This window comes from Rhodopseudomonas sp. BAL398 (assembly GCF_033001325.1).
Lineage (GTDB): Bacteria > Pseudomonadota > Alphaproteobacteria > Rhizobiales > Xanthobacteraceae > JARJEH01.
In genome coordinates, this window is record NZ_CP133111.1 from 4036080 (window position 1) to 4050785 (window position 14706).

At 64.4% G+C, this 14706-nt stretch carries 14 protein-coding genes and 1 tRNA gene; 7 read left to right on the plus strand and 8 right to left on the minus strand.

All coding sequences use genetic code 11. The features are described from left to right. Positions 1 to 162: 162 nt before the first annotated feature. The 5 genes from RBJ75_RS18995 to RBJ75_RS19015 all read right to left on the minus strand — a co-directional run bounded on the left by RBJ75_RS18995 (position 163) and on the right by RBJ75_RS19015 (position 6037). Complete coding sequence (locus tag RBJ75_RS18995; protein WP_044405360.1) at positions 163 to 867, minus strand: ABC transporter ATP-binding protein; 705 nt, start codon at positions 865 to 867, stop codon at positions 163 to 165. Beyond that, complete coding sequence (locus RBJ75_RS19000) at positions 854 to 2719, minus strand: ATP-binding cassette domain-containing protein (RefSeq protein WP_044405358.1); 1866 nt, start codon at positions 2717 to 2719, stop codon at positions 854 to 856. Before RBJ75_RS19000 ends, RBJ75_RS18995 begins: the two co-directional genes overlap by 14 nt. Next, on the minus strand, positions 2716 to 3591 hold the full coding sequence (locus tag RBJ75_RS19005; RefSeq protein ID WP_044405356.1) for a branched-chain amino acid ABC transporter permease: 876 nt from the start codon (positions 3589 to 3591) through the stop codon (positions 2716 to 2718). Before RBJ75_RS19005 ends, RBJ75_RS19000 begins: the two co-directional genes overlap by 4 nt. Before the next feature lie 8 nt (positions 3592 to 3599). Then, on the minus strand, positions 3600 to 4916 hold the full coding sequence (locus RBJ75_RS19010; protein ID WP_044405354.1) for a substrate-binding protein: 1317 nt from the start codon (positions 4914 to 4916) through the stop codon (positions 3600 to 3602). 71 nt (positions 4917 to 4987) lie between these two features. Further along, on the minus strand, positions 4988 to 6037 hold the full coding sequence (locus tag RBJ75_RS19015) for a carbon-nitrogen hydrolase family protein (RefSeq protein ID WP_044405352.1): 1050 nt from the start codon (positions 6035 to 6037) through the stop codon (positions 4988 to 4990). A gap of 138 nt (positions 6038 to 6175) precedes the next feature. Here RBJ75_RS19015 and RBJ75_RS19020 point away from each other — a divergent pair, with 138 nt between their 5' ends. Continuing rightward, positions 6176 to 7219, plus strand: coding sequence for a LysR family transcriptional regulator (locus RBJ75_RS19020; protein ID WP_276156179.1), 1044 nt, complete (start codon positions 6176 to 6178; stop codon positions 7217 to 7219). A 260-nt stretch (positions 7220 to 7479) separates the two neighbouring features. On the opposite strand, the gene RBJ75_RS19025 is transcribed toward RBJ75_RS19020, so the two are convergent. Continuing rightward, positions 7480 to 7566 (minus strand) — tRNA-Leu (locus RBJ75_RS19025). A gap of 149 nt (positions 7567 to 7715) precedes the next feature. Here RBJ75_RS19025 and RBJ75_RS19030 point away from each other — a divergent pair. Next, complete coding sequence (locus RBJ75_RS19030; protein ID WP_044418410.1) at positions 7716 to 8681, plus strand: complex I NDUFA9 subunit family protein; 966 nt, start codon at positions 7716 to 7718, stop codon at positions 8679 to 8681. Positions 8682 to 8810: 129 nt separating this feature from the next. Here RBJ75_RS19030 and RBJ75_RS19035 read toward each other — a convergent pair whose 3' ends face one another. Further along, entirely contained in the window at positions 8811 to 9617 is an 807-nt protein-coding gene (locus tag RBJ75_RS19035; protein ID WP_276156178.1) for an undecaprenyl-diphosphate phosphatase, read from the minus strand. Positions 9618 to 9814: 197 nt separating this feature from the next. On the opposite strand from RBJ75_RS19035, the gene RBJ75_RS19040 reads away from it, so the two are divergent. Together RBJ75_RS19040 and queG are read left to right on the plus strand one after the other, a co-directional pair. After that, a complete protein-coding gene (locus RBJ75_RS19040) occupies positions 9815 to 10507 on the plus strand; it encodes a glutathione S-transferase family protein (protein ID WP_044419142.1) in 693 nt (230 codons plus the stop codon). A 118-nt stretch (positions 10508 to 10625) separates the two neighbouring features. Next, the gene (queG, locus tag RBJ75_RS19045; protein WP_044413029.1) at positions 10626 to 11762 is read left to right on the plus strand and encodes a tRNA epoxyqueuosine(34) reductase QueG; all 1137 of its coding nucleotides are present in this window, start codon (positions 10626 to 10628) and stop codon (positions 11760 to 11762) included. A gap of 222 nt (positions 11763 to 11984) precedes the next feature. On the opposite strand, the gene RBJ75_RS19050 is transcribed toward queG, so the two are convergent. Beyond that, positions 11985 to 12779: an alpha/beta hydrolase gene (locus RBJ75_RS19050; protein ID WP_044405950.1), complete on the minus strand. Its 795-nt coding sequence runs from the start codon at positions 12777 to 12779 to the stop codon at positions 11985 to 11987. 383 nt (positions 12780 to 13162) lie between these two features. On the opposite strand from RBJ75_RS19050, the gene infC reads away from it, so the two are divergent. The 3 genes from infC to rplT all read left to right on the plus strand — a co-directional run bounded on the left by infC (position 13163) and on the right by rplT (position 14682). After that, a complete protein-coding gene (infC, locus tag RBJ75_RS19055) occupies positions 13163 to 13702 on the plus strand; it encodes a translation initiation factor IF-3 (RefSeq protein ID WP_152647598.1) in 540 nt (179 codons plus the stop codon). 336 nt (positions 13703 to 14038) lie between these two features. Next, positions 14039 to 14239, plus strand: a complete 201-nt coding sequence (gene rpmI, locus RBJ75_RS19060) for a 50S ribosomal protein L35 (protein ID WP_044405954.1) — start codon at positions 14039 to 14041, stop codon at positions 14237 to 14239. A gap of 83 nt (positions 14240 to 14322) precedes the next feature. Further along, positions 14323 to 14682 (plus strand): 50S ribosomal protein L20, encoded by a 360-nt coding sequence (gene rplT, locus RBJ75_RS19065; protein ID WP_044405956.1) that lies wholly within the window; start codon positions 14323 to 14325, stop codon positions 14680 to 14682. The last annotated feature ends 24 nt before the right edge of the window (positions 14683 to 14706 follow it).

Genomic DNA, 14706 nt, shown 5'->3' on the forward strand with positions numbered 1-14706 from the left:
TCAGGAAAACCCTTGAACCAGGAAACGGACAGGTTGCCGTTCCGAATCGACGGCGCAACCTAACGCTCAAAGCACCGCGAGGCGAGCCGGATCGCGCCGCGGCGCGGTCCGCGGGTCGATCGGCCGTAAAATCAACGGCTTACGGCTGCTTAACCCGTTCCGTCAGGATGCGACTCCGAGAAAATCCCGCGCCAGCTCCGGGTTCGTGGAGAGTTCCGCCGGGGTCCCCTCAAACACCACATGGCCGTTATTGAGACCATAGACCCGGTTGGCGAAGGAGAGCGCGGCAGCGACATTCTGCTCGACCACGATCATGGTGCGGCCCTCGGCGGCGAGACTGCGGGCGACCTCGACCAGGTCGCGCACGATCAAGGGCGCCAGGCCTTCAAAGGGTTCGTCGAGCAGGATGATGCGGGCGTCGCGGATCAGCGCGCGGGCGATCGCCAGCATCTGCTGCTCGCCGCCGGACAGCGACCGTCCGGCCGATTTGCGCCGCTCCTTGAGCCGCGGAAACACCTGGTAGATACGCTCGAAGGTCCAAGCGTTGGGCGCGGTCAACGCGGCGATGCGCAAATTTTCCTCGACCGTGAGGCCGCCGAAAATGGCGCGCTCCTCGGGGACCAGTTGCAGCCCCATTGCGGCGATAGCCGACGGCGGCAATCCGCCGATCGGCTTGCCGTCCAGCCGGATCGCGCCGCTACGCGGCGCCAGCACGCCCATGATCGAGCGCAGCGTCGTCGTCTTGCCGGCGCCGTTGCGGCCGAACAAAGCGACCACCTCGCCCTGCTCGACCCGGATCGAGAGGTCGAACAGAACGTGGGAATCGCCATACAGCGTATTGATGCGGTCGACTTCAAGCAGGCTCATTGGCGTGCAGCCCTCCGAGATAGGCATCCTGGACCGCCGGGTTGCGCCGGATCTCGTCGGCGGTGCCGTCCGCGAGCAGCCGGCCCTCATACAGAACGGTGATCCGTTCGGCGAGGCCGAAGATGGCGTCGAGATCGTGCTCGACGATCACAACGGTGCGGACCCGGGCGATGTCGCGAATGAACGCGCAGGTGGCGGCGCGCTCCGCCGGGCTCATGCCGGCCAGCGGCTCGTCGAGCAGCAGCACGTTGGGACTGGTCGCCAGCGCCATGCCGATCTCGAGCCTGCGCTTTTCGCCGTAAGCCAGAATATGCGCGGGCGTATCGGCACGCTCGACCAGATTGAGCAACGCCAGGATCGACTCGATCTGGGCTTCCACCTCCGGCAGGCTGTCGGCGCGCCGCCATAGATCGAAGCGCAACGGACCGCGCTGGCGGGCGAGCGCGCCCATTCGAAGATTCTTGCGCACCGACATGTTGGGAAACAGCTGATTGAGCTGGTTGCTCTTGGCGATGCCGAGCTGCGCGGCCCGGCTGGCGCCGGCGCCGGTGACCTTCTCGCCGAACAGCAGCACCTCGCCGGAGGTCGGGCGGACCTCGTCGAGCAGCATCTTGAACAGCGTGCTCTTGCCCGCGCCATTGGGGCCGATCACCGCGTGAATCGAGCCGCGGTATACTTTGAACGAGATGCCATCGACCGCCTTGAGGCCGCCGAAGTGCCGCGCCAGCGCGCGCGCCTCCAGGGCGATCTCGCCGTCGCCGGTCGCGGGCTCGGCCAGCGGCAGGGTGATATCCATGACCTCCGCCACGGCGACGGGCGCCGCATCGGTGTTGTGTTCCTCGATCGCCTCGGTTCTGGCCTCGGCGGCGCGCAGCGCGGCAAGATTGCGCCGTTCGTTCCACCAATGCGCGATCTCGCCGCAGATGCCGCGGCGCAGCCCGATCACCAGCACGATGAAGGCGATGCCGAGCACCAGCTTCCACAGCGTGGCGAGGCCCGGAATTAGCTGCAGATTGTCGCGCAGCCAGAGCCAGACCGCAGCGCCGACCAACGGCCCGATCAGCGTGCCGGCGCCGCCGACGATGGTCTGAACCACCAATTGGCCGGAGGTCTCCAGCGAGAACGCATCGGGCGGCATGTAGCTCTGAAACGAGCCGAGCAGACCGCCGGCAAGGCCGGCGTAAAGTGCCGCGATCACGAAGGCCGTCAGCTTGTAGGCCGGCACATTGTGGCCGAGCATCGCCACCCGACCGGTGTTCTCCTTGATCGCCAGCAGGATGGTGCCGACCGGCGAATGCACGATCCGCCGCGCCAGCACATAGCCGAGGAAGAAAATCACCGCGAACAGCACATACATCGGCAGCCCGGCGCTGATGCTGATCGCGCCGGCGCCGAAGCCCAGCGTCGGCACGGGCACGCCGGGAAGGCCGTTTTCGCCGCCGGTATAGGCCGACAGCGGCGAGTTCTCCATGAAATACGCCATCTGGCCGAAGGCCAGGGTGATCATGGTGAAATAGATGCCGATGCGGCGGACCGCGAACCAGCCGACCAGCAGGCCGAACAGGCCCGCGGCGGCGGTGCCCGCCAGCAACGCTAGCCAGACGCTGCCGAGCGTGCCCGACACCAGCAGATAGGCCGATACGAAACCGCCGACGCCGAAAAACGCCGCCTGCCCAAATGACAGCAGCCCGGTCAGGCCAAACAAGATATCGAAGCCAAGGCCGATCAGGCCCCAGTTCAGCACCCGCGTCAGGAGGTCGGTGGAGAAGCCGAGCGGCTTGAGCAGCAGCGGCGCCGCGATCAGCGTGACCAGAACGGCGACTTCCGGAAGATAGGCCCGCGCGCGCCTCATGACCGGCCTTCCGCGCCGAATAGGCCCTGCGGGCGCAGCACCAGCAGCAACGCCATCAGCGCGTACAGCATCACCTCCGAATAGGAGGAGTTGAAGGCGCTGGTCAGACTGATGATCTCGCCGGCGATCAGCCCCCCGACAATCGCGCCGGGGAACGAGCCGAGCCCGCCCAGCACGATGACCACGAAGGATTGCGCCATGAAATTGGCGCCCATATCGGGCGTCACCGCCACCACCGGCGCATAGAGCATGCCGGCAAGACCGACGGCGACGACGCCGATGGCGAAAACCAACAGGAAGGCGCGACGGACATTGATGCCGAGGATGCCGACCATGACAGGGTTCTCGATGCCGGCGCGAACCACCAGACCCATCGAGGTGCGGTACAACACGAGATAGAGGCCGAGAAGCAGGCCGGCGATGATCGCGATCAGCTGCAGCCGGTAGGTCGGATAGATCAAAAAGCCGAGCTGGGTGGCGCCCTGCCCCCAGGACGGAACGGGCACGCGCTGCGCATTGCCCCCGAAGGCGGCGCGGATGCTTTCCACCAGCACGATGCCGATGCCGTAGGTCACCAGGATCTGGTCCTCATGCGGGCGATCGTAGAAATAGCGGATGATGACGCGCTCGAGCAGGAAGCCGAGCACCAGCATGAAGCCGCAGCCGAGCAGCACCGCCAGCGCGAATGACGGCGTATATTGCAGCAGCACAAAGGCCGCGTAGGCCCCCACGGCGAACAGCGCGCCGTGGGCGAAGTTGAGCACGCCGAGGGTGCCGAGGATGATCGTCAGCCCGCTGCTGACGAGCGCCAGCAACGTGCCGAGTGCCAAGCCGTTGAAGGCCTGCGAAATGAGAACGGGCCAGCTTGGCATGACGATCCTTAGGTGTAGGGGCCGAGCTTGCAGCCGAAGAAGTCGGGCGAATTCATCACGCTCTCGCCGTCGCTGATCGCGACGATGTCGTAGAAATCCTCCTTGTGCTTCATGTCGGACGGCTTCTTGCCGCGCAGAATCGGAATCGGCCGCACCATCTGGTGATCCTCGGCGCGGAAATACACCTTGCCCAGCGTCGTGTCGTAGGGCTGCGCCTTGGAATTCTCCATCGTCTTGATGACGTCGACCGGATTGAAGGTGTTGGCGCGCTCGACCGACATTGCCCACAGATAGGTCTGCATATAGCCGATATGGGCGCCCCAGCGCGGATAGTACTTGTTCTGCGCGACGAAGCTTTCGACGAAGGTCTTGGCGAGCGGGTAGGTGTCCTGCAGGCCGAACCAGAAATCGCAGCTGCCATAGACGCCCTGCATCAGTTCGGCGCCAAGCTCCTTGGCCTGGAACGACGACAGATTGGGGACCACGAGCTTCATGCGCTTGAGCACGCCGAACTGCTCGGCCTGCTTGGTCGAGGCGACGGCATCGCCGCCGAACGCGATGTTGACGAAGACGTCGGCGCCGCTATTGGCGATGTTCAGCAGCGCCGAGGAATAATCGGTGGTCCCGAGCGGCACGACTTCCTTGGCGACCTGTTTCCAGCCCTGCTCGGTCGAGAATTTGGCGAAGCTGTCATAGACGGTGTGGCCGTAAGTGTAATCGGGGACCAGGAACGCCATCTTGATATTCTTGCCGAGCGCCTTGGCGACGACCGGCGCCAGCGCCTTGGCGGCCATATAGGCGTTCTGCTGCGAGCGGAATCCATAGCGCTGACAATTCTTGCCGGTGATGTCGTTGGAGCCGGCGATGCCCACCATGTAGAGCACCTTTTCGCGCGAGCCGAGCTCTTCCAGCGCGATCGCGCTGGCGCTCGACACCGAGCCCGCGACCATGATGGCCTTGTCGCGCTGGATGAACTGGGTGGCGCTTTGGACATCCAGATTGGGTTTGCCCTCGGTGTCGGAGACCTTGTAGCGAATCTGGCGGCCGAGCACGCCCTTGCCCTTCAGGCCCCATTGCTGCGCGGCATCGCCGCCGGCATTGATCTGGGCGATCGCGAGTTCATAGCCGAGCTTGAGATCGCCGCCATCGCCGGAGAACACGCCGGTCAACGGAATAGTCAGACCGACAAAGACCGAATCCGCAGTGACGCCTGCGGGGAAAGTGCCAATGCTGGCGGGCGACTGCGCGAACGCGCCTCCTGGAAGCATGAGGCCGGCGGTGGCGCCGACTCCCCCAAGCAAAAGCTGCCGACGGTCAATTTGCATGACGCACCCTCTATGTTCGATCACGGCCATCGGCCAGTGAAGTACGGATGGGGACAAGCCCCGGCGAAAACCTAAAAGCCGATACGCGCCGTCTGTGGCGCGCGCCCGCTATCGTCCCCGGCATCGTCCGGGACCGCGGCAGGCAACTCGTCATTGATGAAGGTCGCCGGCACCAGCCGGCGGCGGTTGATCGACAGATCGAAAATGTCGAAACGGTTGTAGTAGCCGACGACGTCGTGAAACTGCTTCGGCTCGACGCATCGATTGAGGTCGATGTCGGCATACAGGATGCCTTCGTCCTCGCACAGCGCCTCGCCGATCTGCTCGCCGGTCGGGTCGAGGAAGAAGGTCGCGGCGCGCGGCGTGCCGTCGAGCACGGCGGCCGCGGAGGGATCGTGCGCCACCAGCATGTCGCGCGCTGCCTGGTCGAGCACGCCGGCGGTGACGAGACCGAACACCTTGGCTTCGAAACAATGCGCGCTGGCACGAATCCGGGTGGCGGCCGCGATGTGATAGTTCACGCCGTCCGACGGACGTCGGGTCGGCCACACCGGCGGCCAGCTCGAAATATGGAACTGCTCGCCCTGCGCCATCAGCGCGTAGCGCGCCAGCGGATTGGTGTTCTCGCCGCAGATCAACTGACCGATCCTGCCGAGCCTAGTCTCGACGACGCGAAGACCGGCGCCGTCGCCGGCGCTCCAGATCAGCTTTTCGTAGAAGGTCGGCACCAGCTTGCGGTGGTGGTTGAGAATTGCGCCATCCTCGCCGATCAGGAGATTGGAGTTCCAGATACAGCCGACGCTGGCCGGGGATTTTTCGCTGATCCCGATCGAGACCACGATGCCCTGCGCTTTGGCCTCGTCGCGGATCGCCTTGACCTCGGGGCCGTCGACCAGCACCGACTGGTCCGCCATCCGGACGAACAGATCGTGATTGTCGATCGGCGCCGACAACGCGGCCCAGACCGGGAAGGCCGGAATGAACGTCTCCGGAAACGCCACCAGTTCGGCGCCGGCAGCGGCTGCCTCGCGGATGAGCGCGACCGCCTTTTTGGTGGTCGCAGCCTTGTCGAGAAACACCGGCGCGGCATGGATCGCGGCGGCCTTGAATTGCGGAAGCATGGTCTATCCTTCGTTTCGCAAAGGCTAAATCGCTTCCGGCGGCGCTGGGTATAGGCAATCCTGCAAGCCGGCTTGCAGGTCGCGACAATCCGCCTCACCCTGCCACGGTCTTGGCACGGCTCTTGCTGATACCTCCGGATGAAAGATTTCAACTCACTCGACTGGGACGACCTGAAGGTGTTCGTCCACACCGCCCGCGGCGGCAGCTTGGGCAGCGCGGCGAGATTCCTGAAAGTCGATCAATCGACCATCAGCCGCCGCATTGCGCATCTTGAGAGCACGCTGGGGGTGGCGTTGTTCGAACGGCTGCCCTCCGGATTGCGTATCAACGAGGCCGGCGACCGCCTGCTGTGCCATGCCGAACGGATCGAAAGCGCCGTCATCGCCATGGGCGAGGATTTGCAATGCGGCCGCAGCCGGATGGCCGGGCGGGTCCGCCTTGCCACCATGGAAGGCATTGCGTCGCTTTATCTGGCGGCCCGCTTCTCGCGCTTGCGCCGCCAGCATCCGCAACTAACCGTGGAATTACTCACCTCGCCGCAGACGGTTTCGGTCAACCGCCGCGAGGCCGATCTCTTCCTCAGCTTCTTCCAGCCCCGAGCCCAGGGCATGGTTTCGGAACGACTTGGCCGCTTCAAGCTCGGCCTCTATGCCTCGCAGGATTATCTCGACGAGAATGGCATGCCCGGCTCCACCGCAGATCTGGCTCGGCATAGCTTCGTCACTTATATCGACGACCTTATTCAGCTCGATTCGGTGCGCTGGCTCGACGACATCATCAAGAACCCGCCGATCAGCTTTCATTCCAACAGCATGATTGCGCAGATGAACGCCGCCGCCGGCGGGATCGGGCTGGTGCTGCTGCCAAGCTTCGCCGCTCAGGGCCGCGACGATCTGATCCCGGTGCTGCACGAGCGGATATCGACGGTCCGCGAATTGTGGATCAATGTCCACACCGACCTGCAATTCGTGCCGCGCATCCGCGCGGTGTCGAGTTTCCTGAAAACGACCTTCAGGTCCGACCCGATGATGCAGGCCGAAACGTCGGGCCGCGAACTGCTCGATGCGCTGTTGGAGACTCCTTGCGCGATTGGGCCAGGCCAGCGCTTGCAGTCAAGATCGGCCGGCATCTCCGCCGCCCCCGATTCGGCCGGGGCAGATCCCCGGCGCTTTCGGAGTTGAATCCACATTGGCACGCAAGCGCGGTCGCGCGCTCAGGCCGACGCGCCGACAGGCATCGCCAGGCGAGTGCTGCGGACACAGGACGGTCATCCGCAGGGATGCGTTCGCGAAGGCTGAGAAAATTGAATTGCATGATCCGTCGCGGCGCTTCGCCAAGCAACCGTTCGACAGCGGAGCCGCGCCCCCGTTGTTACACAGGATGGGCCCGCGCAACTCTGATGGGGCATAACTTATTGAAGTCACGAATGACTTCAGGGGAATGGTGCCCAGGAAAGGACTCGAACCTTCACAGCCGTTAAGCTACTGGCACCTGAAGCCAGCGCGTCTACCAATTCCGCCACCTGGGCTCGGCCGGGTTAGTACGGATCGGCGGCGCGCTTGTCAATTCAATGACGCCGCGATCTGAGCCGCTGTTCACCGTTTGGTTGACGACGGATCGCGAAACCGCCAGAACCTTGAGGCTCCCAACCATTTCGACCCGATCAGGACGCAGCGCATGGCCTCGAATTTGGACACCCTCGTCACCGTATTTGGCGGCTCCGGCTTTCTCGGCCGGCATGTCGTCAACGCATTAGCGCGGCGCGACTTCCGAATCAGGGTCGCGGTTCGACGGCCGGACCTGACCGGGCATCTGCAGCCGCTCGGCAAGGTCGGCCAGATCCACGCCGTTCAGGCCAATCTGCGCTACCCCGAATCGGTGCAGGCGGCGATGCGGGATTCGCATGTGGCCATCAATCTGGTCGGGATTCTCGCCGAGAGCGGCGCGCAGAAATTCGATTCGGTGCAGGCCAGGGGTCCCGCGGCAATCGCCGAGGCCGCGGCCGCCGTCGCCGCGCGGATGGTGCATGTCTCGGCGATCGGCGCCGATGCCGATTCGGCGTCGCGCTATGCGCGCTCCAAGGCCGCCGGCGAACAGGCCGTGCTGGCCGCGGTGCCGGATGCGGTGATCATGCGGCCCTCGGTGGTGTTCGGCCCCGAGGACGCCTTCACCAACCGATTCGCCGCGCTGGCGCGAATGTCGCCGGTGGTGCCGCTGGTCGGCGCCGACACCAAATTGCAGCCGGTCTATGTCGGCGATGTCGCCACCGCGATCGCCGAGGCGGTCGAGGGCCGCGCCAAGGCCGGGGCGACCTACGAGCTCGGCGGGCCGGAAGTCATGACCATGCGCGAGATCATCGAGCTGATCCTGGTGACGATCGACCGCCGCCGCCTGATGCTGCCGCTGCCGTTCGGGCTGGCCAGCCTGCAGGCGATGCTGCTGCAATTTGCCCCCGGCGGGCTGAAGCTGACGCCCGACCAGGTGGCGCTGCTGCGGGTCGACAATGTGGTGAGCGATGCCGCCAAGGCGGCCGGGCTGACGCTGCAGGGTCTCGGGATCACGCCTGATTCGCTGCAGGCGATCGTGCCGTCCTATCTGTGGCGGTTCCGCAAGACCGGCCAGTTCGCCCGCAAAAGCGCCTAACGCGGCGCGGCGCCGGCCGAGGCCGGGCTAGAGCAATTCCGGTTCTGATCGACCAGAACCGGAGCTTTAGATTTCTGTTTTGACGCGCTTTTTTCACGCGAACCGGTTTTCACTTCGCTCGAAAACGCTCTATTTGCCCATCGCCAGCGCGATCAGGCCGAGGGTGCCGACGATCACCCGCCACCAGGCGAACAGCACGAAGCCGTGCCTTGTGACGTAATCGAGGAAGGTCTTGACCACGATCGCCGCGGTGATGAACGACACCGCAAAGCCGATCGCCACCAGCACCCCATGGTCCATCGTCATCTCGCCGCGCCCCTTGTACAGATCGTAGGCGAACGCCCCGATCATGGTGGGGATCGCCAGAAAGAACGAGAATTCGGCGGCCGAGCGCTTGTCGGCGCCGAGCAGCATCGCCGCGACGATGCTGGCGCCGGAGCGCGATACGCCCGGAATCATCGCCAGGCACTGCGCGCAGCCGATGTAGAAATACATCGGCAGCGAAAATAGCGTGGCGTCATGGTCACGCGGCTGCAGATCGAGCTGGTCGACCCACAGCAGAATGGCGCCGCCGACGATCAGCGAAAAGCACACCACCCAGGGATTGAACAGATACATCTTGATGTAGCCGCCGGCGGCTGCGCCGATCACCGCGGCGGGCAGGAACGCCACCAGCACGCCGATGACGAAGCGCTGCGAGTCGGGATCGGAGAACATTCCCAACGCGATCCGCCACAATTTCATGAAATAGATCGACAGAATCGCCAGAATCGCGCCGAGCTGGATCAGCACCGCGAAGCTCTTCCAGAACGGGTCCTCGCCGAGGTCGAAGATCCGTTCCGCCAGCAACAGATGGCCGGTCGAGGACACCGGCAAAAACTCCGTGACACCCTCGACGACGCCGAGAATCACGGCCCTCAATGTATCGGAAATCATGAAAAGGCCCGCGATGTCGGAACTGGCTGATGAAGCGGAGCGTTTCTCGCCTATTCGCCCGCGTGCCGCAACGTCAAAAAACGCATAATTGCCGCCTTGCCTCGCCGCCGTGCTCGGCTAGTTTGGCCCTGGCCGCGGGCCAAGGCGCCGCCGCTCGGCGACGATTTGTTAAGCCCTGCGAAACTATCAAGGTCACCATGTATACCCTATTCCATCATCCGTTCTGCCCGCAGTCGCGGTTCATCCGCCTTGCGCTCGGCGAGCATGGCCTCGATCTCAGGCTGGTGGAGGAGCGCGCCTGGGAGCGCCGGGCCGCATTTCTCACGCTCAACCCGGCCGGCACCACGCCGGTTCTGGTGGCCGAGGGCCGACCGGCCATTCCCGGCGCCGGCGTGATCTGCGAGTTCCTCGACGAGAGCCATGGCGCCGCGCTTGGCGAACGCCGGCTGCTGCCGCATTCGGTCGGCGAGCGGATCGAGGTGCGCCGGCTGCTATCGTGGTTCAACGACAAGTTTTTCGAGGAGGCCAGCGGCCCCCTGGTGACCGAGCGCATCTACAAACGCTTCATGGCCGAGGAGGATGGCGGCGGGCCGCCGGCGATGGAGGTGATTCGTGCCGCCACCGCCAATGTGCGCTACCATCTGGCCTATATCGGTTGGCTGGCGCGGACCCGGAACTTTCTCGCCGGCGACCGGCTGAGCTATGCCGATCTCGCCGCCGCGGCGCATCTGTCGGCGATCGACTATCTGGGCGACGTGCCATGGAACGAGGACGAGGCAGCAAAGGCCTGGTATGCGCGGATCAAGTCGCGCCCCTCGTTCCGCCCGCTGCTCAGCGAATGGCTGGCCGGGGTGCCGGCCTCGCGCACTTATGTCGATCTGGATTTTTGACGGCGTTTCGGCGATCCCCACTCGCATTGGTCCAGAGCCCCTCACCCGGATTGCTTCGCAATCCGACCTCTCCCTATGGGAGAGGTAAAGACGTCGCGCGCGGCAGCAGCCGGTTTCCATGGTGACCGGTCATCTGAAACAGGCGCTGATCGCGCAGGCCCGCGCGCTCGGCTTCGACGCGCTGGGCGTCGCCGCTCCTGACTCGATTGCCGGCGCCGGCGACCGGTTTCGATCCTTCATCGCATCCGGCATGCATGGCGAAATGGACTGGCTCGCGGCCAATCCCGACCGCCGCGCCGATCCGCGCGCGATGTGGAGCGAGGTGCGCTCGGTGATCATGCTCGGCATGAATTACGCGCCCGACGCCGACCCGCTGGCGATGTTGCAGCAGCGCAGCCACGGCGCGATCTCGGTCTATGCCCAGGGCGACGATTATCACGATGTGATCAAGCCGCGGCTGAAGCAGCTGGCGCGCTGGCTGATCGCAACCGCCGGCGGCGACGTCAAAGTGTTTGTCGACACCGCTGCCGTGATGGAAAAGCCGCTGGCGCAGGCGGCGGCACTCGGCTGGCAGGGCAAGCACACCAATCTGGTATCGCGCGAATTCGGCTCCTGGCTGTTTCTCGGCGCGATCTTCACCACGCTGGATCTGCCGCGCGACGCTGCCACGATCGATCATTGTGGCTCTTGCCAGGCCTGCCTGGAGATCTGCCCGACCAAGGCGTTCCCGGCGCCGTACCGGCTCGATGCGCGGCGCTGCATCTCCTACCTCACCATCGAGCACAAGGGCGCGATCCCGCGCGAATTCCGCAAAGCCATCGGCAACCGGATCTATGGCTGCGACGATTGCCTGGCGGCCTGCCCCTGGAACAAATTCGCGCAGGACGGCCATGAGGCCAAGCTTGCCGCGCGCGACGCGCTGCGGGCGCCGACGCTGGCGGAGCTGGCGCGGCTGGACGATCCGGCCTTTCGGGTGCTGTTCGCCAAATCGCCGGTGAAGCGCATCGGGCGCGATCGATTCATCCGCAACGTGCTGATCGCGATCGGCAATTCGGCCGACGCGGGGCTCGCGCCAGAAGCCGTCAGACTGCTCGACGACGCCAGTGCGCTGGTGCGCGGCGCCGCCATTTGGGCGCTGGGGCAATTGCTGGCGCCGGATCAGTTCGAAGCCTTGGCAGAGTCGCGGGTCGGCGGCCAGGACGACGCGGAGGTTCGCGCCGAGTGGCAGCCGGCAGATGCTGAACCCTCATCCTGAGAGCCTGACTGAAATGGCAACCAATAGGGTCGCACTCGATTTCGTCGTTGCGAGCCGAGGCCGGCGCGTAGCGCCGTCCGAAAGCGAAGCAATCCAGGAGCCGGCAAGCAAAGACTGGATTGCTTCGTCGCTCCGCTCCTCGCAAAGACGAACTTGAATGCCGGATTCTATCCGTCGTTTTCGAGTCAGCCTCTCACCATGAGGCGATCTCTGCGCAGGACCCTACGCGAATTCCTGCACCGCCGCGATGATCCGCGCGATGTCCTGCGGCCGGCTCAGGCGGTGGTCGCCATCCTGGATCAGGGTCAGCACCACATCGTCGCTGGGCAGCCGGTCGGTCAGCGCGAAGGCGTGCCGCCACGGCACGTCGGGGTCCTGCGTGCCCTGCAGGATGCGCACCGGGCAGCCGAGCGAGATCGCGCCGCCGAGCACCAGATGTTTGCGGCCGTCCTCGATCAGCGCGCGGGTGATCGGATAGGGCTCGCCATAATCCGACGGCCGCAGCCAGACACCGGTGGTTTCGATCTGGGTGCGAATCTGCGGGGGAAACGCCTTCCACATCAATTCCTCGGTGAAATCCGCCGCCGGCGCGATCAGCACCAAGGCGGCCAGGCTGGCTCGCTTGGCGCCGCGCCGCGCCAATTCGCGCGCCAGCAGCAGCGCGATCCAGCCGCCCATCGAGGATCCGACCACGATCTGCGGACCTTCGCAGCAGGATTCGAACACCGCCAGACTGTCTTCGAGCCAGCGCCCGATGGTGCCGTCGGCAAAGGCGCCCCCCGACTCGCCATGGCCGGAATAATCGAATCGAACACAGGCGCGGCCGCTCTCGGCTGCCCATTGATCCAGCGCCGCAGCCTTGGTGCCCTTCATGTCGGACAGAAAGCCGCCGAGCCACAGCAGCCCGGGCGACGAACCCGGCCGGGCCCGAACTGCGATCGCGCGCTGATCGGAACCGTTGCCGACCGCGATGAAAGTCGGGCTCTGCCCGGTGAAGCCGCTGGATGGATTGGTCATGCAAACCTCGCTGTGGAGCGCTGTTTGCGGCAACCCCTTTCGCCCGTCAACGGCCGCGCCGCTCGCTCTGCGACGTTGGACCGCAGGAACCGGTCCGCCGGCCCAAAGTTTGCCGCCTATCGACGGAATAGCGCTTGGCGCGTCCAAAATGCCGCGCAATGGGCGGTTTTCTTGGTGTTAGGCGGAAGTCTGCTTGCCGGTCCGGCCTTATTCCGTCACACTGCGACGCGATCAGCGACCATGGCCCCGGTTTTTGACCCGGGGACGACTTCCGTTTTGCGTCAAGTCGCACTCTGACCTATATAGAGCGCATGATCTGATCGCCTAAGCCCAGCTTTGACGGATCATTCGCCGCCGACATTCACAATTTTGGAGAGCCACCCATTCGCCGTCCCAACAGAGCCCCGCCCGCCGCAACCAAAGACGGGCCGCGCACCAACGATGAAATCCGCAACGCCCAGGTTCAGCTGATTGATCAGACAGGCCTCAACCACGGCACTGTCGAAACGGCAACCGCTGTGAAAATGGCGATGGATGCCGGCATGGATCTGGTCGAGATTTCGCCCAACAACAATCCTCCCGTTTGCAAGATTATGGATTACGGGAAGTTTAAATATTCGGCCCAGAAGAAGGCCGCCGAGGCCCGCAAGAAGCAGAAGATCGTCGAAATCAAGGAGATCAAGCTCCGGCCGATGATCGACGATCACGATTACGACGTGAAGATGCGGGCCATGCAGCGGTTCTTCGAGGAAGGCGACAAGGTCAAGATCACCTTGCGCTATCGCGGCCGCGAAATGGCGCATCAGGAAATCGGCACCAAGCTGTTGGACAAGGTCAAGGCCGACGTCGCCGAATACGCCAAGGTCGAGCAGGACGCCCGCTTCGAAGGCCGCCAGGTCGTCATGGTGCTGGCGCCGCGCTGATCGCCCCCCTCACCGAATTGTTGAATTTGGTTGATTTCAAGTTTGGCCCGTCAGATCCCCGCGATCTGGCGGGCTTTGTTTTGCAGGCTACGCCGCGGCCGAGAATTATCGATGGGCGGATCTGCCGGCGCGCGCGGCGTTAAACATTGCCAATCTGGCGTGGCTCTGCCATAAGCCCATCCTTCATCGCCCGGCTGATCAAGGGCTGCCGTGTCGATGACCGTGCTGACCATGTCCGTAAGGACCAAAGTCGAGCACTTTCAACGCTCTAACGAGCATTTTAGCCGGCCTGACGTCCTTCGGGGCGCTTTCAGCGTGCGGTCACAGGAGAGCCAAATGCCCAAGCTGAAGACCAAATCGGGCGCGAAGAAGCGCTTCAAAGTCACCGGGACCGGCAAAGTGATGTCGGCCCACGCCGGCAAGCGCCACGGCATGATCAAGCGGACGAAGAAGCAGATTCGTCAGCTGCGCGGCACCCGCGTTCTGTTCAAGACCGATGGCGACAACATCAAGAAGTATTTCTTGCCGAACGCCTGACCGTTCTGGCCGCATCCTGCGGCAACCTCATCAGGTCGCGTCCGCGCGACCATTCCACCAAATTCAGATGAAGGAGATCAGTCATGGCTCGCGTCAAACGCGGTGTGACGGCTCACGCCAAGCATAAGAAAGTCTACAAGCTCGCCAAGGGTTTCCGTGGCCGGCGCAAGAACACCATCCGCACCGCGAAGGCCGCGGTCGACAAGGCGGCGCAATACGCCTTCCGCGACCGCAAGCGCAAGAAGCGCACCTTCCGCGCGCTGTGGATCCAGCGCATCAACGCCGCGGTTCGTCCGCTCGGCATGACCTACAGCGTGTTCATCAACGGCCTCGCCAAGTCGGGCGTCACCGTCGACCGCAAGGTGCTGTCGGATCTGGCGATCCACGAGCCGGCGACCTTCAATGCGATCGCCGAGAAGGCCAAGGCCGCGCTGGCGGCCTGAGGCCACAACCGGGTTGACCGTCAT